The 20944-nt window shown below is 71.4% G+C and carries 20 protein-coding genes and 1 riboswitch; of the genes, 8 read left to right on the top strand and 12 right to left on the bottom strand.

Features of this window, described 5'->3' with window-relative positions:
• Positions 1-14 precede the first annotated feature (14 nt).
• Positions 15-134: riboswitch (SAM riboswitch) on the bottom strand.
• 24 nt (positions 135-158) lie between these two features.
• Positions 159-1640 (top strand): PrsW family intramembrane metalloprotease, encoded by a 1482-nt coding sequence (locus ACFY2Q_RS11820; RefSeq protein ID WP_387129442.1) that lies wholly within the window; start codon positions 159-161, stop codon positions 1638-1640.
• Between the two features lie 11 nt (positions 1641-1651).
• On the opposite strand, the gene ACFY2Q_RS11815 is transcribed toward ACFY2Q_RS11820, so the two are convergent.
• Both ACFY2Q_RS11815 and ACFY2Q_RS11810 read right to left on the bottom strand, forming a co-directional pair.
• Entirely contained in the window at positions 1652-1819 is a 168-nt protein-coding gene (locus tag ACFY2Q_RS11815) for a hypothetical protein (RefSeq protein WP_387129441.1), read from the bottom strand.
• A 93-nt stretch (positions 1820-1912) separates the two neighbouring features.
• Entirely contained in the window at positions 1913-2251 is a 339-nt protein-coding gene (locus tag ACFY2Q_RS11810; RefSeq protein ID WP_387129439.1) for a GroES family chaperonin, read from the bottom strand.
• 107 nt (positions 2252-2358) lie between these two features.
• Here ACFY2Q_RS11810 and ACFY2Q_RS11805 point away from each other — a divergent pair, with 107 nt between their 5' ends.
• Complete coding sequence (locus ACFY2Q_RS11805) at positions 2359-3711, top strand: AI-2E family transporter (RefSeq protein WP_387129770.1); 1353 nt, start codon at positions 2359-2361, stop codon at positions 3709-3711.
• A 24-nt stretch (positions 3712-3735) separates the two neighbouring features.
• On the opposite strand, the gene ACFY2Q_RS11800 is transcribed toward ACFY2Q_RS11805, so the two are convergent.
• Positions 3736-5940, bottom strand: a complete 2205-nt coding sequence (locus tag ACFY2Q_RS11800; RefSeq protein ID WP_387129437.1) for an ATP-dependent DNA helicase — start codon at positions 5938-5940, stop codon at positions 3736-3738.
• A gap of 103 nt (positions 5941-6043) precedes the next feature.
• Between ACFY2Q_RS11800 and ACFY2Q_RS11795 the strand changes: the two genes are divergently transcribed.
• The gene (locus ACFY2Q_RS11795; RefSeq protein ID WP_387129435.1) at positions 6044-6550 is read left to right on the top strand and encodes a DUF402 domain-containing protein; all 507 of its coding nucleotides are present in this window, start codon (positions 6044-6046) and stop codon (positions 6548-6550) included.
• A 7-nt stretch (positions 6551-6557) separates the two neighbouring features.
• Here ACFY2Q_RS11795 and sigJ read toward each other — a convergent pair whose 3' ends face one another.
• A complete protein-coding gene (gene sigJ / locus ACFY2Q_RS11790; protein WP_387129433.1) occupies positions 6558-7517 on the bottom strand; it encodes an RNA polymerase sigma factor SigJ in 960 nt (319 codons plus the stop codon).
• Between the two features lie 200 nt (positions 7518-7717).
• Here sigJ and ACFY2Q_RS11785 point away from each other — a divergent pair, with 200 nt between their 5' ends.
• The 3 genes from ACFY2Q_RS11785 to ACFY2Q_RS11775 all read left to right on the top strand — a co-directional run bounded on the left by ACFY2Q_RS11785 (position 7718) and on the right by ACFY2Q_RS11775 (position 10424).
• A complete protein-coding gene (locus ACFY2Q_RS11785) occupies positions 7718-8659 on the top strand; it encodes a PPK2 family polyphosphate kinase (protein ID WP_387129431.1) in 942 nt (313 codons plus the stop codon).
• Between the two features lie 126 nt (positions 8660-8785).
• On the top strand, positions 8786-9412 hold the full coding sequence (locus tag ACFY2Q_RS11780) for a DUF47 domain-containing protein (protein ID WP_053655020.1): 627 nt from the start codon (positions 8786-8788) through the stop codon (positions 9410-9412).
• Positions 9413-9416: 4 nt separating this feature from the next.
• Positions 9417-10424 carry an anion permease gene (locus ACFY2Q_RS11775; RefSeq protein ID WP_387129430.1) on the top strand — a complete coding sequence of 336 codons (1008 nt, stop codon included), beginning with the start codon at positions 9417-9419 and terminating at the stop codon, positions 10422-10424.
• A 65-nt stretch (positions 10425-10489) separates the two neighbouring features.
• Here ACFY2Q_RS11775 and ACFY2Q_RS11770 read toward each other — a convergent pair whose 3' ends face one another.
• A complete protein-coding gene (locus tag ACFY2Q_RS11770; protein ID WP_387129428.1) occupies positions 10490-11458 on the bottom strand; it encodes a Gfo/Idh/MocA family protein in 969 nt (322 codons plus the stop codon).
• A gap of 75 nt (positions 11459-11533) precedes the next feature.
• Here ACFY2Q_RS11770 and ACFY2Q_RS11765 point away from each other — a divergent pair, with 75 nt between their 5' ends.
• Entirely contained in the window at positions 11534-12367 is an 834-nt protein-coding gene (locus ACFY2Q_RS11765) for an NUDIX hydrolase (RefSeq protein WP_387129426.1), read from the top strand.
• Between the two features lie 77 nt (positions 12368-12444).
• Here the strand turns inward: ACFY2Q_RS11765 and pstB are convergent, their stop codons facing one another.
• The 7 genes from pstB to ACFY2Q_RS11730 all read right to left on the bottom strand — a co-directional run bounded on the left by pstB (position 12445) and on the right by ACFY2Q_RS11730 (position 19565).
• Positions 12445-13221, bottom strand: a complete 777-nt coding sequence (gene pstB, locus ACFY2Q_RS11760; RefSeq protein WP_357010239.1) for a phosphate ABC transporter ATP-binding protein PstB — start codon at positions 13219-13221, stop codon at positions 12445-12447.
• A gap of 20 nt (positions 13222-13241) precedes the next feature.
• A complete protein-coding gene (pstA, locus tag ACFY2Q_RS11755; RefSeq protein ID WP_387129425.1) occupies positions 13242-14330 on the bottom strand; it encodes a phosphate ABC transporter permease PstA in 1089 nt (362 codons plus the stop codon).
• Positions 14327-15418, bottom strand: coding sequence for a phosphate ABC transporter permease subunit PstC (gene pstC, locus ACFY2Q_RS11750; RefSeq protein WP_387129423.1), 1092 nt, complete (start codon positions 15416-15418; stop codon positions 14327-14329). The genes pstA and pstC overlap by 4 nt, the downstream gene beginning before the upstream one ends.
• Before the next feature lie 47 nt (positions 15419-15465).
• Positions 15466-16572, bottom strand: coding sequence for a phosphate ABC transporter substrate-binding protein PstS (gene pstS / locus ACFY2Q_RS11745; RefSeq protein WP_387129421.1), 1107 nt, complete (start codon positions 16570-16572; stop codon positions 15466-15468).
• Positions 16573-16784: 212 nt separating this feature from the next.
• Complete coding sequence (gene mshD, locus ACFY2Q_RS11740) at positions 16785-17711, bottom strand: mycothiol synthase (protein ID WP_387129419.1); 927 nt, start codon at positions 17709-17711, stop codon at positions 16785-16787.
• Positions 17712-17803: 92 nt separating this feature from the next.
• The gene (locus tag ACFY2Q_RS11735) at positions 17804-18673 is read right to left on the bottom strand and encodes a polysaccharide deacetylase family protein (RefSeq protein ID WP_387129418.1); all 870 of its coding nucleotides are present in this window, start codon (positions 18671-18673) and stop codon (positions 17804-17806) included.
• Between the two features lie 172 nt (positions 18674-18845).
• Positions 18846-19565 (bottom strand): response regulator transcription factor, encoded by a 720-nt coding sequence (locus ACFY2Q_RS11730; RefSeq protein WP_197699417.1) that lies wholly within the window; start codon positions 19563-19565, stop codon positions 18846-18848.
• A gap of 241 nt (positions 19566-19806) precedes the next feature.
• Here ACFY2Q_RS11730 and ACFY2Q_RS11725 point away from each other — a divergent pair, with 241 nt between their 5' ends.
• Entirely contained in the window at positions 19807-20862 is a 1056-nt protein-coding gene (locus ACFY2Q_RS11725) for a hypothetical protein (RefSeq protein WP_387129417.1), read from the top strand.
• Positions 20863-20944: the final 82 nt, after the last annotated feature.

Here is a 20944-nt window from a genome sequence, read left to right as displayed (position 1 = left end):
TTAGGCCGGGACGGGGTCCGCGCTTGCCCAGCACGCCGATCGGGCTGGGCCCGGTCATCACCCGGGGCACCCCACCGCGAACTGACGAGGGTTGCCGGCCAGCAAACCGGGGCTTCGCGCTGGCACTCGTGACCTGCCCAGCAGCATAGCGGCTGTGGATGCGCCCGAACCAGCCGGCGTCGGATGGCTACGCTGACCGCATGGCCGACACCCCGCCCGGTGCACCCCTGCCGTCGTCGCCGCCCGCGCCCGCGGCCCCGCCCGCAGGCGAGGCACCCCGGATGCCGCTGCGCCGACTCGGCTGGCGACGATTCCTGGTGCTGGCCGGGGTGGTGCTGCTCATCGCCGCGTGCGCGGTGTTCATGGTCTTCACGCTCGGCCAGTCGCTCGGCGTGCAGGCCCTGCTGGTCGGGGTGGTCGCCGCGATCCTGCCGGTGCCGGTGCTGGTCGCCTGCTTCCTCTGGCTCGACAGGTACGAACCGGAGCCGCTGAAATATCTGATCTTCTGCTTCGCCTGGGGAGCTTTCGTCTCCACGGCGGCCTCGCTCACCGTCAACGAGTTCGCCGCCGGCCGGTTCGCCGACTGGGGGCTGCCCGCCGCGCTCACCGGGGTGCTCGTGGCACCGTTCATCGAGGAGTTGACCAAGGCCCTCGGCCCGATCCTGCTGCTCGTGTTCCGCCGCCGGGAGTGGTCCGGGATCACCGACGGGCTTGTCTACTGCGGGCTCTCCGCGGTCGGCTTCGCCATGGTGGAGAACATCCTCTACCTGGGCGGGTACGGCTACGCGGCAGGCGCCGACCGGTACGGCCCGGCGACCGGCACCCAGCAGGTCATCGCCATCTTCATCGTCCGGATCCTCCTGTTCGGGTTCGCCCATCCGCTCTTCACCTCGATGACCGGTGTGGGGCTGGGCATCGCGGCCCGGACGGCCGACCGTCGGGTCCGGGTGCTCGCCCCCATCGCCGGCCTGCTGCTGGCGATGATCCTGCACGGCACCTGGAACCTGCTGCCCACGCTGACCCAGGCCACCGGCGAAGCAGTGATCATGTTGTACGGCTTCCTCGGCCTGATGGTCCCTGTGTTCTTCGGCATGGTGGGGCTCGCGCTGTGGCTGCGCGCGTGGGAGGGCCGGCTCACCGAGCGGAGACTGCCGGACTACGTGCGGGCAGGCTGGCTGAGCCCACCCGAGGTGGCCGCGCTGAGCAGCCTCGGCCGTCGGCACGCGGCCCGCAGTTGGGCGCGCCGGGTGGCAGGCGACGCCGGTGTCCGGGCGATGCGGGGCTACCAGTTCTCCGCCACCCGGCTGGCGCTGCTGCGCGACGGAACGCTTCGTGGCCTGGACCGCAAGCCCGCCGACCAGGAGCGGACCGCTGCCGAGGAGCGGCAACTGCTGGACGCGATCACCGCGTACCGGTCGTTCTTCGTGGGTCGGGACCCGCAGGCTCCGGTGGGGGTCTGGGACGGTAGCCGATACCACCTGCGCTTCCCGGACGGTACGCAGCGGCCGGTGGCCGCACCCGACGAGCCGGTGGTGCCGATTCCGGTGGTGCTGGCCCCGCCGCCGCCCCCGATGGGCTATCCGCCGCCCGGCTGGCACGGCGCGCGTCCCGTGGCGCCCTGGCCGCCCGGTCGTCCCTGACGGCTGGGGGTTCAGGTCATCAGGGTGGTGAGGAAGTCACCGAGCCCCTGGGCCATCGCCACGAGCATCGCCCCGATCGCCTTGAACAGCTGCGCGGCGCCGTCCGGTCGGAACGCCATGAAGTAGATCAGGAACGCGACACTGCCCCAGGTCAGCAGCTTCTTCACGAATACCGGCATCGTCCCTCCCCAGGGCAACGGTCGCCGGCTGGCTTCCCGCCGTGCGGCCGGGCAAACGGCACGCGCCGCCGCAGGTGACCCGGGAGGTGCGTCCTAGAGGTAGAGGCCCGTGGAGTTGTTCTCGATCCGCTCGGCCGCCACGGCGTGCACATCGCGCTCCCGCAGCAGCACGTACCCGCGGCCGTGCAGCTCGACCTCGGACCGGTCGTCGGGGTCGAACAGCACCCGGTCGCCGGAGACGATGGCGCGGACGTTGGGCCCCACGCCGACGGCGGTGGCCCACGCGAGGCGCTTGCCGACCGCTGCGGTCGCCGGGATGACGATGCCGGCGGTGGAGCGCCGCTCGCCCTCGCTGCCGTCCATCCGCACCAGCACGCGGTCGTGCAGCAGGCGGATCGGCAGGCCGGAGTCGAAATCCTGGTCGGCGGTCACGGGGAGACGCTACCGTGTCGCCGGTGGCCGGCTGCCGGTGGTTACGCCCGAGGTGGATGGGGCACTGTGTGGCGGAACTGCCCTAGTGTGTCGGGAACGGATGTGCGCTGTCCGGCCTGTCGCCGCGGGGGCGGATTGGTTCTTTCTGCCAGGAGGTGCGCTTGAGCCGCTTCGAGCCGGTACGCGGGCGGCTGCGCCGTGCCTACCAGTCGACCCGGGAGTCGGTACGCACCGGCCAGCAGAAGCCGAGTGACTCGCCGGAGACGCCCGGCCTCGCCTCGCCCGCCGTGCCGGGGCCCCCCGCCCCGCCGACCGCCACTGTCATCGGCGCGGAGCCTCCGGTGGATCTGCACACGTCGACGTCCAGTCGGGACGACGCCGATGTGCCGCACGGGCTGCGGATCGCAGCCGCCTGGTGCTGGCGGCTGATCGTGATCGGGGTGGTGGCCTGGGCGCTGCTCCGGATCGTCGGCACGGTCAAGATCGTGATCATCCCGTTGGCCATCGCGCTGCTGCTGTCGGCGCTGCTCGCGCCGGCCGTTGGTTGGCTACTGCGGGCCCGGCTGCCCCGGTCGCTGGCCACGGCGGTGGTGCTCGTCGGCGGCCTGGCGAGTGTCATCGGCACGCTGACCCTTGTGGTCAACGAGTTCATCCAGGGTGTGCCGGAGTTGAGCGCGAAGTCCTCCGAGGGCGTCCGGCAGATCCAGAACTGGCTGAAGACCGGCCCGCTGCACGTGTCCGACGGGCAACTCGACCGCTACATCGCCGAGGCGCAGGGCTGGATCAACGACAACACCTCGAAGTTCACAAGCGGCGCGCTGAGCACTGCCGCGACGCTCGCGGAGGTGCTGACCGGCACGCTGCTGGTGCTCTTCGCCACGTTCTTCTTCCTGCGCGACGGCAGCCGGATCTGGCGTTTCCTCGTCCGGCTGCTGCCGGTGGCCGCCCGGTGGAAGGTCGACGACGCCGGGCGGGCCTCCTGGCAGACCCTTGTCGCGTACGTCCGCGCGACAGTGCTCGTGGCGTTCATCGACGCGGTCGGCATCGGCATCTTCCTCGTCATCTTCGACATCCCGTTCGCGTTCCCGCTGGCGGCGCTCGTGTTCCTCGGCGCGTTCATCCCCATCGTCGGTGCCGCGCTCTCCGGCGTTGTGGCGGTGCTGGTGGCGCTTGTCGACAGCGGGCCGGTAACCGCGCTGATCATCCTGGGTGTGGTGATCGGCGTACAGCAGGTGGAGGGGCACGTGCTCCAGCCGATAATCATGGGCCGGGCGGTGGCCATCCACCCGCTCGCGGTGATCATCGGTATCGCGGCTGGCGTGGTGCTGGCCGGCATCACCGGCGCGCTGGTCTCGGTGCCTCTGATCGCCGTGTTGAACACGGCGGTGCGCCGACTGGCGGCCCGCACGGTGCCGGACACCCCACCGGACGCCGTGGTCGTCGCCGCGCAAGCCCCCTGACACGCCCCGGACGGGAGACAGGGCTCAGGAGCCGGCTAGGCGTTCCAGAGCCCCTCGGGCGACCTCGGGGCGGGTCGTGTACCAGAACGGCGGCAGGGAGCGACGCAGGAACGGCCCGTACCCCCGGGCTGTCTCCAGCCGGGAGTCGAGCACCGCGACGACCCCCCGGTCGCCCGTCGCCCGGATCAGCCGGCCCACCCCCTGCGCCAGCCGGACCGCCGCGATCGGCACGCTCACCGCGGCGAAGCCGGAGCCGCCGCCCGCGTCCACGGCTGCGGCGCGGGCCGCCGCCAGTGGCTCGTCGGGTCGGGGGAAGGGCAGCCGGTCGATGACGACGAGCTGGCAGGCGTCACCCGGCACGTCCACACCCTGCCAGAGCGACATCACCCCGAACAGGCAGCTGGAGCGCTCCTCGCGGAACCGGCGGACCAGCAGCGGCAACGCCTCTTCGCCCTGCAACAGCACCGGCAGGTCGGTCCGTGCGCGCAGCAGCTCCGCCGCCTGCTGCGCGGCCCGCCGGGATGAGAAGAGCCCGAGAGTACGCCCACCGAGCGCCTCGACGAGCCCGAGCAGCTCCTCCCCGGCGGCCTCCGGCAGCCCTGAGACGCTGGGCCGGGGCAGGTGCGCGGCGACGTACAGGATGCCCTGCCGGGCGTAGTCGAAGGGCGACCCGACGTCCAGCGACCGCCAGCCCGGCCCCTCGGTGGCCGGCACGACCACCCCCAGGTTGGTGTCGCCGGCCAATCGACGACCGGGCGCCTCGGCGGCCGGGCGGCCCGGCGCGGTGCGGGCGGCCAGCGCGGCGGAGGCGGGGGACGGCGGTGCGGGCGGGGGCGCGTCCAGGCCGAGGGCGCGGGCCACCGTGTCGAACCGGCCGCCGAGCGCCAGGGTGGCCGACGTGGCGACAACGGTGCGCTCGTCGTACAGGTGGGTGGCGAGGGTGCCGGCGACCGACAGCGGCGCGACCACCAAGGCCCGGCGGCTGCCGCTGTCGTTCTTCTCCACCCAGGCCACGTCGTGGTCGGCCTCTTCCAGCAGCCGCTGGGTGGTGGTGGAGAGGTCGTCCAAGGCGGCCTTGGCCTGCTGCTTGCGGACCGGGTCGGGATCGTCGGACTTGACGTCGCCGATCGCGTCCAGGGCGGCGCGGGTGGCCGCGTCGAGCAGGGTGCACGCCTCCCGCAGCGGCGCCGGCAGCCCGGCGGTGAGCCGCCCGGCCGGCACCTCGGCCAGCCCGACGGCGAGCGCGTCGCCAGCGGCGGTGAGCGACTCGGCGGTCTCCGGCCGCAGCAGCGGGCGGGCCCGCCGGGTGGACCTGTCGATCAGCTCCGGCACCAGCTCGGCCTGGGCTGCCGAGGAGACCCGGTCGGCCAACTCGTGCGCCTCGTCGACGATGAGCAGCTTGTGTGGCGGGACGATGTGCCTGTCGGCGAGCATGTCGACCGCGAGCAGGCTGTGGTTGGTCACCACGATGTCGGCCTCGCGGGCGCGCGCCCGCGACGCCTCGGCGAAGCACTCCGCGCCGAACGGGCAGCGGGTCGCACCGACACACTCGCGGGCCGGCATCGACACCAGCCGCCAGGCCTGGTCGTCGACGCCCGGATCCAGCTCGTCGCGGTCGCCGGTGGCGGTGCGCTCGGCCCACCCGCGCAGCCGCTCGATCTGCTTGCCCAGCCGACCCGCCTCGCCGAGCCATTTCGTCCCGCCGCCAGGTCGGGCGGCCGGTGCGTCGAAGAGGGTGTCCTCCGGCTCGTCCTCGGTGGAGTTGTCCAGTCGGGCCAGGCAGAGGTAGTGGTGGCGACCCTTGAGCACCGCGAACGTGGGTCGACGGCCGAGTAGCGGCTCGACCGCGTCGGCCAGCCGGGGCAGGTCGTGGTCGACGAGCTGGGACTGCAACGCCAGGGTGGCCGTGGAGACCACCACCGGGCCGTCCACGGTGAGCGCCGGCGCGAGATAGGCCAACGACTTGCCGGTGCCGGTGCCCGCCTGGACGAGCAGGTGCTCGCCGCTTGTCACGCACTCCTCGATCGCGGTGGTCATCTGCTGTTGGCCGGGGCGCGCCGCACCGCCGGGGACCGCGCCGACCGCCGCCGCGAGCAACTCCGTGCCGCTGGGCCGGGGACCGCGCCGCCGGCTCCCGGCACGGGCCGACGGGGTGGCGGAACCGGTGGCGGTGCGGGGCGGAGTCACCGTGCGACGGTACCCGTCGCGGCCGACAGCGGCTGCGCCCATCCGCCCGCGTGGCGCGCGGCCGACCCGCACGTCGGGTTCGGTGCACGCCGTCCGGTTACGGCAGCACTACGAGGCGTGGGCAGTATCGGTTAGGGTGCGAATCATGCCGAGCGACGTGGTCCGAGTGATCTACCGCAAGTACGACGGCAGCGCGCACCGTGACTACCCGGCCCGTCGCCTCGCCGAGGACGACCTGGGCATCTGGCTCGGTGTCCCCTTCGGCACCGAGTCGGTCTACCACGGCCGGCCGTCGGTGGAGAAGATCCCCTTCGTCCTGCTGGTGCCGCACCACGCCTGGTGGACGTGCATGTTCAACCCGCCGCCGCGCACAAGCGAGGTCTACTGCGACATCGCCACCCCGGCCCGCTGGGAGTCCGACGACACGGTCCACCTGATCGACCTGGACCTGGACGTCGTCCGCCGCCGGGCCACAGGCCTTGTGGAGTTGCTCGACGAGGACGAGTTCGCCGAGCACCGGGCCCGCTTCGGCTACCCGCAGGACGTGGTCGTCGAGGCCGAGGCGGCCGCCCAGTGGCTGTTCGGAGCGCTGGGCGACGGCACCGAACCGTTCGCCACCTCGTACCGCAAATGGCTCGCGCTGGTGGTCTGAGCCCTGCTCACCAGCGCGGCGGCCACGGGTCGTCGTCGCCCAACGGCGGCAGGCCGACCAGCTTTTCCGGGTTGAGCTGGTTGAACACGCCAGTGATCCGGCCCTCGTGCACGGCGAAGGCGGCGATCATGCGGATCGGCCGGCCGTCGCTGTGCACCGACTCCATCTGCAGGCCGAGGACGCCGTCCACGAGTACCGGCCGGGACCGCACCCGCTGCGCGTACCGGCCGGCCCGGCCGAACAGGCCGAGCGTGAAGCGGCCCACCGCGTCCGCGCCGACCACCGGCCGGCGCGCCGCCGGGAAGTGGCCGCCCGAGTCGCCGAGGAGGACCACGTCGGGCGCGAGCACGCGCAGCAGCGGATCCAACTCACCGGACTCGGCGGCGGCCACGAACGCTTCGAGGACGCGCCGCTGCTCGGCCGGATCGGCGGTGTGCCGAGGCGCGTCCGGTGCGGTGACCGCCCGCCGTGCCCGGGAGGCGAGCTGCCGGGCGGCGGCCTCGGTGGTGCCGAGCACGTCCGCGACACCGGCGAACGGCACCGCGAACACGTCGTGCAGCACGAGCGCGACCCGCTGCTCGGGCGCGAGCCGCTCCATCATGACAAGCAGCGCGGTGCCGACCTGGTCGGTGCGGACCGCCCGCTCGGCGGGGTCGGGTGCGAACCCGGGCGGCCCGCCGTCCAGCGGGCTCACCACCGGCTCCGGAAGCCACTGCCCGGGGTACGCCTCGCGCCGGACCCGCGCCGAGCGGAGCACGTCGAGGCAGATCCGGGCGCAGGTGGTCGTCAGCCACGCGGACAGATCGCGGATCTCGGCGCGGGCCGCCGGGTTGCCGAGCGCACCGGCGTAGCGCAGCCAGGTCTCCTGCACCGCGTCCTCGGCCTCGCTGCGGCTGCCCAGCATCCGGTGGGCCACCGCGAGCAGGCGGCTTCGCTCGGCCTCGAACTCCGTCGCCAGGTCCCGCACGACCCACCGCCCTCCCCACCGGCACACGTCCCGGCGTTCATCCTCCCGCCAAACCCGACGATCGGGCAGCCCCGCCGATGCCGGCCATCCCGCTCGCCAGGCGGCCCGGTCGCGGTGCGCTGGCGGTTCCTCCGGTTCCGGCCGGAGGGCGGGGTGGCCCTCGACGGGCGGACGGCCGGCGGGTGGGCGATGATCCGACGATGAGCGCACCCGAGCAAGGGCAGATCGTGGCGCCGGACGGCGGGTCCGTGCGGGAGCTGCTGCGGGTCGCCGCGCCGGTGGACCTCGCGGCGATCAACCCCCGGTCCACACCGGGTCTGCCGGCGACCGAGGTGACCGGCGAGCGCCGCAAGGCCTGGGCCCGTGACCAGGTCGAACTCATCGGCGGTGAGTTGGGTCGGCAGCAGGAGATGCTGTTCGCGACGGCGGCGGCCGCCGCGAACCGCCCGGCGCGCAGGGTGCTGCTGGTGCTCCAGGCGATGGACTGCGGCGGCAAGGACGGCACGATCAAGCGGGTGGCCGGCGCCATGAACCCGCTCGGCCTGCACATCCGGTCATTCGGTCCGCCGACGCCGCAGGAGCTGCGGCACGACTTCCTGTGGCGGATCCGCCGGGCGTTGCCGCCGCCCGGGTATGTCGGAATGTTCAACAGGTCACACTACGAGGACGTGTTGATCGCCCGGGTCGGTTCGCTGGTGCCGGAGGCGACCTGGCGGGCTCGCTACGACGAGATCAATTCCTTTGAGCGGGAGTTGGTCGACGGCGGGGTGACCCTGGTGAAGGTGATGTTGCACATCTCGTACGCCGAGCAGGGCAAGCGCCTGCTGGAACGGCTCACCGACCCGCGTAAGCACTGGAAGTACAACCCGTCGGACGTCGACTCCCGAGCCCGCTGGGACGACTACCAGGCCGCGTACGCCGAGGCGCTGAGCCGGTGCGCCACGGACGCCGCGCCCTGGTTCGTGGTGCCGGCGGACCGCAAGTGGTACCGGGACTGGGCTGTGGCGCATCTGTTGCGTGAGACGTTCGACACGCTCCCTCTCGGGTATCCGGCTGCCGATTTCGACGTCGCGCACGAGCGGGAGCGCTTGCTTGCTGGGGGAGCGGGTGCGGGTGGGGCGCCAGAGATGAACAGTAGATGAACGAGTGGTGAATGTGGTCCGACCAGGGGTAGGCCGACGAATTCCTGGTTCTGGCGTTTTCTAGCATTCACCGGGCGGACGCCGACGGACGCCGCCACCTTCCACCGACGCGACGAGGTCTGTGCTGTGAAGTTTTCCTTCCGCCCCACCGAGGGCGCCTTCTACGAGCTCTTCACCAGGGCCGCGCAGAACCTGGTCCGGGGCACCGCGCTGCTCAACGAACTGGCTCTGCCCGGCGTGGACGTGCAGTCCGTAAGTGAGCGGCTGACCGAGGTCGAGCACGACAGCGACCAGATCACCCACGATCTCTACAAGAAGATCAACTCGACGTTCATCACGCCGTTCGACAGGGAGGACATCTACCGGCTCGGCTCGCTGCTCGACGACGTGATGGACCACCTGGAAGCGGTCGGCGACCTGCTCTACCTGTACGGGCTGACCGAGCTGCCGGCGCTGCCCCGCGAGCTGCACGAGATGGTCAACGTCCTCGACCAGCAGGCCAAGCTGACCGCCGACGCGATGCCCCGGCTGAAGTCGATGAAAGATCTCGAGGACTACTGGATCGAGTGCAACCGACTGGAGAACGAGGGCGACCGGATCAACCGTCAGCTGCTCGTCCGCCTCTTCTCCGGTGAGTACGACGCGTTGACGGTGCTGAAGATGAAGGAGGTCGCCGACGAGTTGGAAGCGGCCTGCGACGCCTTCGAGCACGTCGCCAACACCGTCGAGACCATCGCGGTCAAGGAGTCCTGAGCCAGTGAGTCCAGAACTCGTCGCCGTGCTGGCGGTGATCGCGGTAGCCCTGGCGTTCGACTACACCAACGGCTTCCACGACGCCGCCAACGCGATCGCGACAAGCGTCTCCACGCGGGCGCTGACACCCCGGATCGCCCTGGCGCTCGCCGCGGTCGGCAACTTCGTCGGCGCCCACTTCGGCGCCGGGGTGGCCAAGACCGTCGGCGACGGCCTGGTCACCCTGCCCACCGGAGTCGCCAGCCTCGGGGTGGTCTTCGCGGGTGTGCTCGGCGCGATCGCCTGGAACCTGATCACCTGGTACTTCGGTCTGCCCTCGTCGTCCTCGCACGCGCTCTTCGGCGGCCTGGTCGGCGCGACCCTGCTTTCCAGCGGCGGCATCGTGCAGTGGGTCACCATCGGCGAGAAGGTCATCCTGCCGATGGTGCTGTCGCCGATCATCGGCCTCACCCTCGGCTACCTGCTGATGCTGGCCATCCTCTGGCTGTTCCGGAAGGGGCAGCCGGGCAAGCTCAACCGGGGCTTCCGGTGGGCGCAGACCGCCTCGGCCGCAGCCATGTCAGTCGGACACGGCATGCAGGACGCCGCCAAGACGATGGGCATCGTGGTGCTCGCCCTCTACACGGGCGGCTTCCAGGACGACAAGTCCCACATCCCCGGCTGGGTGTTCTGGACCTCGGCGACGATGCTTGCCCTGGGCACCTACGCCGGCGGTTGGCGGATCATCCGTACCCTCGGTCGTAAGATCATCGACCTGGGTCCGCCGGAGGGCTTCGCCGCCGAGACCGTGGCCAGCGCGGTGCTCTACTTCAACGCCCTGGTGCTGAAGGCGCCGATCTCCACCACCCACACCATCACCTCGGCGATCATGGGCGTGGGCGCGACCAAGCGCCTCTCCGCAGTCCGCTGGAACGTCGCCGGCAACATCGTGATCGCCTGGATCGTCACGTTCCCGGCCGCCGCGCTGATCGCCTGCGTCACCTACCTGCTGGTCCGGCCGCTCTTCGGCTGACCCCCGCTCGTGAAAGGAAGGGCCCCAACTTAACGCCAGGCGTTAAGAAGGGGCCCTTCCTTTCATCACTCGTAGCGGACGCCGATCTGTTCGCGGATCTTGTCCAGCAGCGCCATCACTTCGAGGGTGGTGGTGTGCGGCACCAGCGGGCTCTCGGTAAGCCCGGCCGCCAGACAGCGCTGCACCTCGATCGCCTCGTACTGGTAGCCGTTGCCGGCGACCTCGGTGGAGATCGTCTCCGGCTCGACACCGTCGCGGTGCAGGGTCAGCGACCCCGGCCGGAAGAACGGCTCGGGCAGGTCGATCCGACCCGCGCTGCCGGTGATCGAGGCGGACAGCTCACTCGCCCCGACCATGCCGCAGCTCAACGTGGCAAGTGCCCCGGTGTCGTAGCCGAACAGGATCCCTGTGTTCTCGTCCGTTCCCTCCGGGCCGAGCTTCGCCCAGGACCGGATGTGCTGTGGCACGCCGAGCAGCAGGTGGGCCAGGCTGATCGGGTAGATCCCCAGGTCGAGCAGGGCACCTCCACCCAACGCCGCGTTGCGCATCCGGTGCTCCGGCGGGAACGGCCCGGCCACCCCGAAGTCGGCCCGTACACCGCGCACGGTGCCGATCGCACCCTCCGCGATCAGCTGCACCGCCCGCAGGATCAGCGGGTTGGTCCGCATCCACATGGCCTCCATCAGGAAGACCCCGGCGGCGCGGGCAATGTCCACCAACTCGGTGCTGCTGGCCAGGTCGAGGGTGAACGGCTTCTCCAGCAACACCGCCTTCCCGGCGGTCAGGCAGGTCATCGCCGCCTCGTGATGCGCGGCGTGCGGAGTGGCCACGTAGATCACGTCGACCTCCGGATCGGCGGCCAACTCCACCCACGAGCCGTACGCGCGCTTCGCGCCGTAGGTGCCGGCGAAGCGCTCGGCGCTCTCGGCGGCGCGCGAGCCGACGGCTACCAACTCGGCGTCCGGCACCAGCCGGAGGTCTTCGGCGAAACGGCTGGCGATGTGGCCGGTGGCCAGGATGCCCCAACGAGTCATGTCGGAAACGCTAGCCGAGCCAGGTGAACCGCCGGCCGCCGACCAGTTCATCCGGCGGGAACTAGGCTCGCGGGCATGACGATCGACAGTGACGGTTTCGCCGCCCCGGCCGCCCTGGTCGAGCACGCCCGCCGGTTCCAGGCCGAGGGCGGCACCCCGGCGACACCGCGGGTCGCGGCCACCGTGTTGCTGCTGCGTCCGACCGACACCGACTTCGAGGTGTACGTCATCCGCCGGGTTGCCGCGATGACGTTCGGCGGGATGTACGCCTTCCCCGGCGGCGGCGTGGACCGCTCCGACTCCGAGGCGCACCTGGACTGGGCCGGCCCGGAGCCGACCGAGTGGTCGGCCCGGCTGGGAGTCGCCCCGGATGCCGCCCAGGCGGTGGTCTGCGCCGCTGCCCGCGAGGTCTTCGAGGAGGCAGGTGTGCTGCTCGCGGGCCCGGACTCGACGACTGTGGTGGGCGACGTCAGCGGCGACGACTGGGAGGCGGCCCGGCAGGACCTGGAGGGGCGCCGCCTGGGCTTCGCCGCGCTGCTCGCCGACCGTCAGCTCACGCTTCGGTCGGACCTGCTGCTGCCGTGGAGCCGCTGGATCACCCCGGAGTTCGAGCCGCGTCGCTTCGACACGTACTTCTTCGTGGCCCTGCTGCCGGCGGGGCAGCGGACCCGGGACGTCTCCGGCGAGGCCGACCACACCCTGTGGATCCGGCCGGCGGACGCATTGGCCCGCGCCGAGGCGGGCGAGCTGACGATGCTGCCGCCGACACTTGTCACGCTGGCCCAGGTGGCGGCGGCCGGCGACCTGGCCGGGGTGAGGCTGGCGGCAGCCGACCGGGACGCCGCCACGCCTGTCGTCCCGCGCCTGGACCTGCCGCCCGACGGCGAACCCCGCTTCATGCTCGCCTGACCCGCCTTGGAGAGGCCGGATGCGGCACCGGCGCCCACACCGGGAGGGCGGGACGCCGGTGGCCGGTCGCGGTCGGCTCAGCCGAAGCGGCCGGTGATGTAGTCCTCGGTCTTCTTCACGCTCGGGTTGCTGAAGATCTTCTGCGTGTTGTCGTACTCGATCAGGCGGCCCGGGTCGCCTGTCTTCTCGATCGAGAAGAAGGCGGTCCGGTCCGACACCCGCGCGGCCTGCTGCATGTTGTGCGTCACGATGATGATCGTGAACTTGTCCTTGAGCTGGAACATCAGGTCCTCGATGGCCAGCGTGGAGATGGGGTCCAGGGCCGAGCACGGCTCGTCCATCAGCACGACCTGCGGCTCGACAGCGATGGTCCGGGCGATGCAGAGCCGCTGCTGCTGACCGCCGGAGAGGCCCGCGCCGGGCCTGCCCAGCCGGTCCTTGACCTCGTCCCACAGGTTCGCCGAGCGCAGCGCCTTCTCGGCCGCGTCCTCCAGGATCGACTTCTTCCGGACGCCGTTGAGCTTCAGGCCGGCCACCACGTTCTCGAAGATGCTCATGGTGGGGAACGGGTTCGGCCGCTGGAAGACCATGCCGATCATGCGCCGGACCGCTGTGACGTCCACGTCCCGGTCGTAGATGTCCTGGTCGTCGATGGTCAGGCTGCCCTCGACCCGGGCACCCGGCAGCACCTCGTGCATCCGGTTGATGGACCGCAGGAATGTGGACTTGCCGCAGCCGGACGGGCCGATCAGGGCGGTTACCGTCTTCGGCTCGACGGTCAGGTTGATGTTCTCGATCGCCTTGAAGCCGCCGTAGAAGGCGGTGACGTTCGAGGCTTCGACGCGCTTGGCCATGGTGGTGGTACCTCCGGGGTTCATCGGCCGAGCCGGTTGCGACGGGCCAGCAGCTTCGCCGCGATCGTCAGGATGAGCACGAGGGCGACAAGGGTGAGTGCCGCCGTCCACGCCCGTGCCGGCGCGTACCTCGACGCGTCACCGGCCTGCTGGTAGACGAAGAGGGACAGCGACGACTGGTTGTTCTCGAAGGGGTTGGTGTTGATCGCGGCGCCGCCGCCGGCGACGAGCAGCACAGGCGCCGTCTCGCCGGCCGCGCGGGCGATGGCGAGCATGACGCCCGTGACGATGCCGGGCAGCGCGGTCGGCAGGACCACCCGCAGGATGGTCTTCCACTTGGGTACGCCGAGCGCGTACGCGCCCTCGCGCAGGGGCGCCGGAACGAGGCGGAGCATCTCCTCGGTGGACCGGACGATTGTGGGCAGCATCAGCACGCTCAGCGCGAGCGCGGCGGCGAAGCCGGAGAAGCTCGGCCGGCCGTCGTTGAACCACGGCGACACGATCAGCACCCAGAACGCCAGCACGAACAGGCCGGAGACGATCGACGGGATGCCGGTCATGACGTCCACGAAGAAACGGATCGCGAAGGCGAATCTGCCGCGGCCGTACTCGACGATGTAGATGGCGCAGAGGATGCCGAGTGGCACGGTGATCAGGGTGGCGATGCCGACCTGCTCCAGCGTGCCGACGATCGCGTGGTACGCGCCGCCCTCCGGGTCCCGCGCCCCGATGTTGTTCATCGAGGTGAGGAAGAAGTTGCCGTCCAGGCGCTCGGCGCCCTTGCTGATCAGCGTCCAGACCACCGAGGCGAGCGGCAGCACGGCGAGTACGAACGCCGAGTGGATCAGCGCGCTCCAGGTGCGGTTGCGGGCCGATCGGCGCCCTTCGACCGCGTTGGAGACGATGAAGAGCCCGGCCAGGTAGAGGATCGCGCCGAGGACGACCACGAGGACGGTGCCGCCGATGCCGGTGCCGTAGACGATCACTGCGGAGAGCGCCAGGGCCGCGACGGCGATGGCCGGTGCGGCGTACCAGGGAAGCCGCTTGGTCCGCAGCGAGTCGGGCTGGGCCGGCGGCCGAGTGCGGTGGGAGGTGACGGTTGTGCTCATGCGGCCGACTCCGTGAACTCCCGGCGGCGGTAGATGATCACGCGCGCGGTGATGTTGACGATCAGCGTGATCGCGAAGAGCACAAGGCCGGAGGCGATAAGTGCGCCCCGCCCGGTCTCGTTCGCCTCGCCGAACGTATTGGCGATGTTCGCGGCGATGCTGTTGCCGCCGTTCTCGATCAGGTTGAACGAGATGTTGAAGGTGATGCCGAGGGTCATCGCGAGCGCGATGGTCTCGCCGAGCGCGCGGCCCAGGCCGAGCATCACCGCGGCGATGATGCCGGGACGGCCGTAGGGGAGCACCGCCGTGCGGAGCATCTCCCAGCGGGTGGCGCCCAGGGCGAGTGCGGCCTCCTCGTTGGCCGTCGGGGTCTGCAGGAACACCTCGCGGGAGAGCGAGGTGACGATCGGCAGCACCATGATCGCGAGCACCAGCGAGCCGAGCAGGATCGACTTACCGAAGGGGCCGTCACCACCGAAGATCGGGATCCAGCTGAAGTACTTGTTCAGCCAGAGCGAGAAGTCGTGTACCGGCCGCATGAAGATCTCCCGACCCCAGAGGCCGAAGACCACGCTGGGCACGGCCGCGAGCAGGTCGATCAGGAAGCCGAGCGTGGTGCCGACCCGGCGAGGCGCGTAGTGGGACAGGTAGAGCGCGATGCCCAGGGCGATCGGCACCGCGACGAGCAGCGCCAGGGCGGCGGTGAGGACGGTGCCGAAGGCGAGGGCCCCGATGCCGAACTTCGGTTCCGCGTCGTTCGGGAACCAGCCCTCGAACGTCCAGAAGTTCTCGGTGTTGGCGCGCAGCGCCGGCACCGCCTTGGTGATCAGGAAGACCGCGATCGCGGCGATGATGATCAGAACGGTGGCGCCGGCAGCCAGGGTGAGACCGTGGAAGGCCCGCTCGGCGCCGAATCGGCGGGATCTGGGCAGCGCGCCGCCGCCGCCCAGCCCGGTGCCGCCCCGGATGCGGGTGCTGACTGGTGCCTCGGCCACACGCGCCGAAGCACCGGCGGGCCGCTCGTGACTCTCAGTCACGCGGGTCCCGCCGGTGCCGGCGTCAGCCGAGCGGTGGGGGGTTTCACCCATCTGCTCGCTCGATTCGATTGCGGAGGTGGAGTGCTCGGTCAGTCAGATCAGGCGATGTTCTTGACCGCGGCCTCGACCTTGACCCGGACGGTCTCCGGCAGCGGGGCGTAGCCCAGTTCGGTCAGGGCAGCCTGGCCCTCGGTGCTGGCGGCGTGGGTCAAGAAGCCCTTCACCAGCGGCAACTTGTCGGCGGCGAGGCCCTTGCTGCAGACGATCTCGTAGGTCGCCAGCACGATCGGGTAGGCCCCGGCCTCCTTGGTGTTGTAGTCGATCGCCAGCTTGAGGTCGTCGCCCTCGCCCTCGACCTTGGCCCCGGCGATGGTCTTGCCGGCCGACTCGGCGGTCAGCGCGGCGAACTCGCCGTTTCCGTTGCCGATCTTGGCCATCTTGAGGCCGCCGTTCTCGGCGTACGACCACTCGACGTAGCCGATGGTGCCGGCCTGGCCCTTGATGGCGCTGGCCACGCCGTCGGACTTGGCGGCTCCGGTGCCACCCGGGGCCTTCCACTCCTTGGCCTTACCGAAGGTCCAGTCGCTCTCGGCGGTCTTGGAGAGGTACGCGGTGAAGTTGTCGGTGGTGCCGGAGGAGTCCGAGCGGTGCACCGCGTTGATGGCGGTCGACGGGAGCGTCGCGCCGGGGTTGTCAGCCTTGATCGCAGCGTCGTCCCACTTGGTCACCTTGCCGGCGAAGATCTTCGCCAGAGTGGCCGGCTTGAGCTGGAGGTTGTCCACGCCGCTGACGTTGTAGGCGATGGCCACCGGGCCGATCACCATCGGCAGGTGGATGGCCTTGCCGCCGACGCACTTGGCGTCGGCCTGCGGCTGCTCCTCCGGCTTGAGCGCGGAGTCGGAGCCAGCGAAGTCGGCGGTGCCGGCGATGAAGGCCTGGATGCCCGCGCCGGAGCCGGAGGACTCGTAGTTGACCTTGGAGTCGGTGCACTTCTGCTGGTAAGCCTTGATCCACTCGTCCACGGCGTTCTTCTGGGCCGAGGAGCCCTGGGCGTTAAGCGTTCCGGTAGCGCAGTCGACCGCGGCGGCCGAGCCCGAAGCGCTTGCGCCGGAGGCGGGCTCGTTGTTGTCCGAGCCGCATGCACTGAGGCCGAGCGTCGCGGCGAGAGCGAGGCCGGCAATAGCGCCGTACCGCTGGAGCTTCACCTGAGGGGTTTCCCTTCGCGTCTGACTTGGCGCCCCGATCCCGGGGCCCGAGGACCGGCAGTGACCGGCTGACACGAAAGCTAGAAGTGCCAGGTAGCCGGTTCGCCGGTCGCAAGTGAACGCAGGGTGAACACGTACGGCCTTCGAGATGACCGCTCGCTGAGGGTGAGTTGTCCGTTAAGTGAACCGGGGCACTTCGTGCCCGTTGCGGCTCAGCCGAGGTGGTAGTTGATGTGTGCGGACCAGCGGGCGAAGCCCAGCCGCTCGTAGAGCGCGACCGCCCCGGCATTCGACTCGTCCACGTAGAGCATCACCCGATCCAGGCCGCGCTTGTCGCGCAGGTACGCCAGCCCCGCCGTGGTCAGCGCACGGCCGAGCCCGCCACCGTGCGCGGTCGGCTCCACGCCGAGCACGTACACCTCACCGATGCGGGCCGAACCCGGGCGCTCGTGCACCTTGGTCCAGTGGAAGCCGAGCAGCCGGCCGGTCGAGGTCTCCTCGGCGAGCAGGAAGCCGGCCGGGTCGAACCACGGCTCGGCGAGGCGGACCCGCAGGTCCTCAGGGGTCCACCGACCCTGCTCGGGGTGCTCGGCGAAGGCCCGGGCGTTGAGGGTCAGCCACGCCGCGTCGTCCGCCCCCGGCCGGAAAGCGCGCAGCGCCACTCCGTCGGGCAGGCGCGGCTCGCCCTGCGAGGTGGTCAGTGGCCGGCGCAACTGCAGGAGCACCCGCGCCCGGGTGAAACCGAGGTCCACGCCGAGCGCCGCGGCCGAGGGGTGGTCGCCGTGCGCCCACGCCCGCAGCGGTCCGGTGGCCGAGGCGAGCACGCCCCGCGCCAGCGCCCGACCGGTGCCCCGCCGCCGGTAGCCGGGGTGCACCACGAGTTCCACGCCGATGCCGCCCACCGGGTCGGTGGTGTCCAGGTGCGCGTACCCGGTGAGGGTGCCGTCGTCGGCGCGGGCCAGCAGGTGCACGGCCGCGGCCCCCGGGTCGCGCAGCCGCAGCAGGACGTGCTCGTCGAGCGGGTCCGCGCCGTCGGTGTCGCCCGCGGCTCGGGCCAGGGCCAGCACGTCGGCGATGTCCGCCGGCTCCAGCCGGTCGGCCCGGGTCACCTGATCGCTTGTCGGCTCCGCGCTGCTCATCCCGCCACCGTATCCGCTGGGTGTTGTGACGCTCGGACCGTCGCCGGGTAAAGCCGCGTCGGTCGCGGAGTAGAGCCGCGGCGCGGCCCGGCTCACGTCGGGTTGGTGGGCAGCGCCTCCAACTCGAAGCGCGTGCTCAGGTCCGGCAGGATCCGGCGCAGCGCGTCGACAGTGCCCTGCCGGTCTCCGCCGGCGTCGTGCAGCAGCACCACCGAGCCCGGCTCGACCTGGGTGGCCACGGTCGCCGCGATCTTGCCGGCGCCCGGCGCCTGCCAGTCCGACGGGTCCACCGACCAGTGCAGCGGGGTCATGCCGAGCTGCTGCGCCACCGACACCACGGGATAGGTCCAGGCGCCGCCGGGCTGTCGGTACCAGACGATCGGCGCCTCCGGCGCCGCCGCCCGGATCGCCGCGTTCGTGCGCAGCAGGTCGGCGCGGATCTGGTCGGCCGACCGGTTGCCCAGGGAGACGTCGTGGTGCCAGGAGTGGTTACACAGGGTGTGCCCGTCGGCCACGATCGCCTGGATCAGGTCCGGGTGGTCCTGTGCGTTCTCGCCCACCACGCAGAACGTGGCCTTGACGTCGTACTCGCGGAGCGTGGCGAGGACCTGCGGGGTGTAGCGCGGGTCCGGTCCGTCGTCGAAGGTCAGCGCGAGGCGCGCGTTGCCGGTGTCGGTGTGCGCGCCGAACAGCTTGTCGTCGCTGGCGTCCCGCCCCGAACCGTCCTGGCCGGCTTCGGTGGGGCCGGCGCTGCGGCTGGCACGTGGAGTGCTGCTCGGCTCGTCACTGGGAAGCTGGTCGGCGTAGTGCGGCTCGTCGCCACTCGTGGCGGCGCCCGTGGCATGCCGTCGAGGTTGGTCGGGGACGAGGGCGCGACCCAGCACGTACGCCGAGCCGAGCAGCGCGACCACCACCACCGTCACGATCGCTGCCGCTCGCGCGGTCGAGTTGACCCGAGTCACGGCTTCCGCCCGGATGACCGGGCGCGCCGGCCCGTCGCCCCCGTGGTACCTGCGCGCACCGACGCCCCCCTTTTTCGGCAAACCCGGCAGTCAGAATAGAACCGACGAGCTGCACAAAAGGGGCATATAGGAAATCGTCCGGGGCTGGACCCGCTCCCCGGGCGACGTGGGGTCAGACGGGCAGCGGCGCGTGCTCCGCCTCGGCCAGCGACCGCGACGGCGGCACGACGAACTTGTAACCCACCTGGCGGACGGTGCCGATCATCGACTCGTACTCCGAGCCGAGCTTGGCGCGCAGCCGCCGGACGTGCACGTCCACCGTGCGGGTGCCGCCGAAGTAGTCGTAACCCCAGACTTCGCGCAGCAGCTGGTCCCGGGTGAACACCCGACCCGGGTGCTGAGCCAGGAACTTCAGCAGCTCGAACTCCTTGTAGGTGAGGTCGAGCGGGCGGCCCTTGAGCTTGGCCGCGTACGTGTCCGGGTCGATGGTCAGCTCACCGGCGCGGATCGAGCCGCCGGCGCCGGCTGTGGCGTTGCTCAGACGCCCGACCGCCAGGCGCAGTCGCGCCTCCACCTCGGCGGGACCGGCCGAGGCGAGGATGACGTCGTCGACGCCCCAGTCGGCGTTCAACGCGATAAGGCCGGCCTCGGTCACCACAGCGACAAGCGGCACGCCCAGCCCTGTGGCGTGCAGCATCCGGCAGGTCGCCCGCGCCTCGCTCAGCTCCGACCGGGCGTCGACAAGCACCGCGTCCGGGCTGGGCCCGGCGACAAGGGTGCGGACGTCGCGCGGTGCGGTGCGAACCGAGTGCGGCAACAGGTCGAGTGCCGGCAGCACAGCCGAAGGCTCCCCCGCACGTGCGGTCACCAGCAGCAGGATCTCCACGATCACCTCCGTCCCGGCGGCGCATCGCCGCGCGCGACCAGACACACTCGCAAGGGAGTGCGCTGAGAAATTGCGTGGTCCCGGCGTCGCTGACGGGCGGGTAACGCGTTGAGCCTAGCTGATCGCCTCGGCCGCACCATCAGGCCATTTCCAGTTTGTCTAGCTTGCCCCTGATCGTGGCGCAGGTTTTAACGTTGCTGAAACCCGTGACCACCGTGTCGGGCTGTCGGTCTGGCACGATCGGGGCGTGTTTCCCTCCACCTCGCCCGACGCCGGCCGCGAATCGTGGCCGGACGGCCCCCGCTCGGGTCCGGCCGCCCCGACCCGTGGCCAACCGCCAGCGCCGCGCACCGGGCCGGCCGTCACCGACGGCGAACGCCGTGAACGAGGTGGGCCGCGCCGGGCCCGCCGCGCCGGTGAGCCGGCGCGCCGCTCCGAAGACGAGATCGACGAGCCGGAGGAAGAGGTCGTACCCCCGGTCGAGGTGCGCCGCTCGCTGGCGCTGACCATCGCCGGCTTCGCCGCGCTGCTCGGTCTCGGTCTGGTGCTCGGCGCGCAGACCTCGGGGCCGGGCCACCGGCTGCCGTTCGCGTTCATCATCTTCGGCGTCCAACTGCTGTTCGTTCTCGCGTGGACGATGGCGATGCGCCCACCGGCGCTGCTGCTTGTCGGTGGGATCAGCGCCGCGGTCGCCGCCGCCGTCGACATCGCCGCCGTGCAGACCGACATCGCAGGCCTGGCACCACTGGGTTTCCTGGCCGTCGGCGGATTCCTCGCCGCGGTGCTCGGTCAACTGGTCCGTCGCGTCGACCGGGTCCGCGTCACCGATTCACTCGGCGCCACGCTGCTCATCGTGGTCGGAGTGGTGGCCTTCGGCACCCTGATCGTGCTCAGCCGCATCCCGGCCGGCACCCAGGCGATAACGGTCTGCCTGACCGCGAGCGGGGTCGCGCTCACCGTCGCCCGGCTCACCGACGCGGTGCTGCCGTGGCCCCGGCTTGCCCCGCAGGTGCCTCGCGGCGCCGCTGGCGTGGTGGCCGGTGCGATGGCCGGCACGCTTGTCAGCGCCGTGCTCGGGAGCTACCTGGTGACGCCCTTCACGCCGACCCGAGCCGCGATGCTCGGCCTGGTCGCGGCGGTCACGGCCGTCCTCTCCGACCTCGCCGTGGGGTACGCGGAGGCGGGCCGCCTGATGGCCGGCGAACTGCCCACCATGTGGGTCGCCCGGCACATGCAGGGACCGCTCGGCGGGTTCGCGCTGGCCGCCCCCGCGGCGTACGCCATGTGCATGCTCTTTCTCTGAGCAACGGTTGAGTGCGGTGCCGGTCGGGTACCAACGGAGGCGCCGCGCTGCGGCACCGGTACGCACGCCCCGCCGCGCCGTG

Source organism: Micromonospora sp. NPDC000316, assembly GCF_042898885.1.
In the GTDB taxonomy this organism is placed as follows: domain Bacteria; phylum Actinomycetota; class Actinomycetes; order Mycobacteriales; family Micromonosporaceae; genus Micromonospora.
This window is presented reverse-complemented; position numbering and strand designations above follow the sequence as displayed.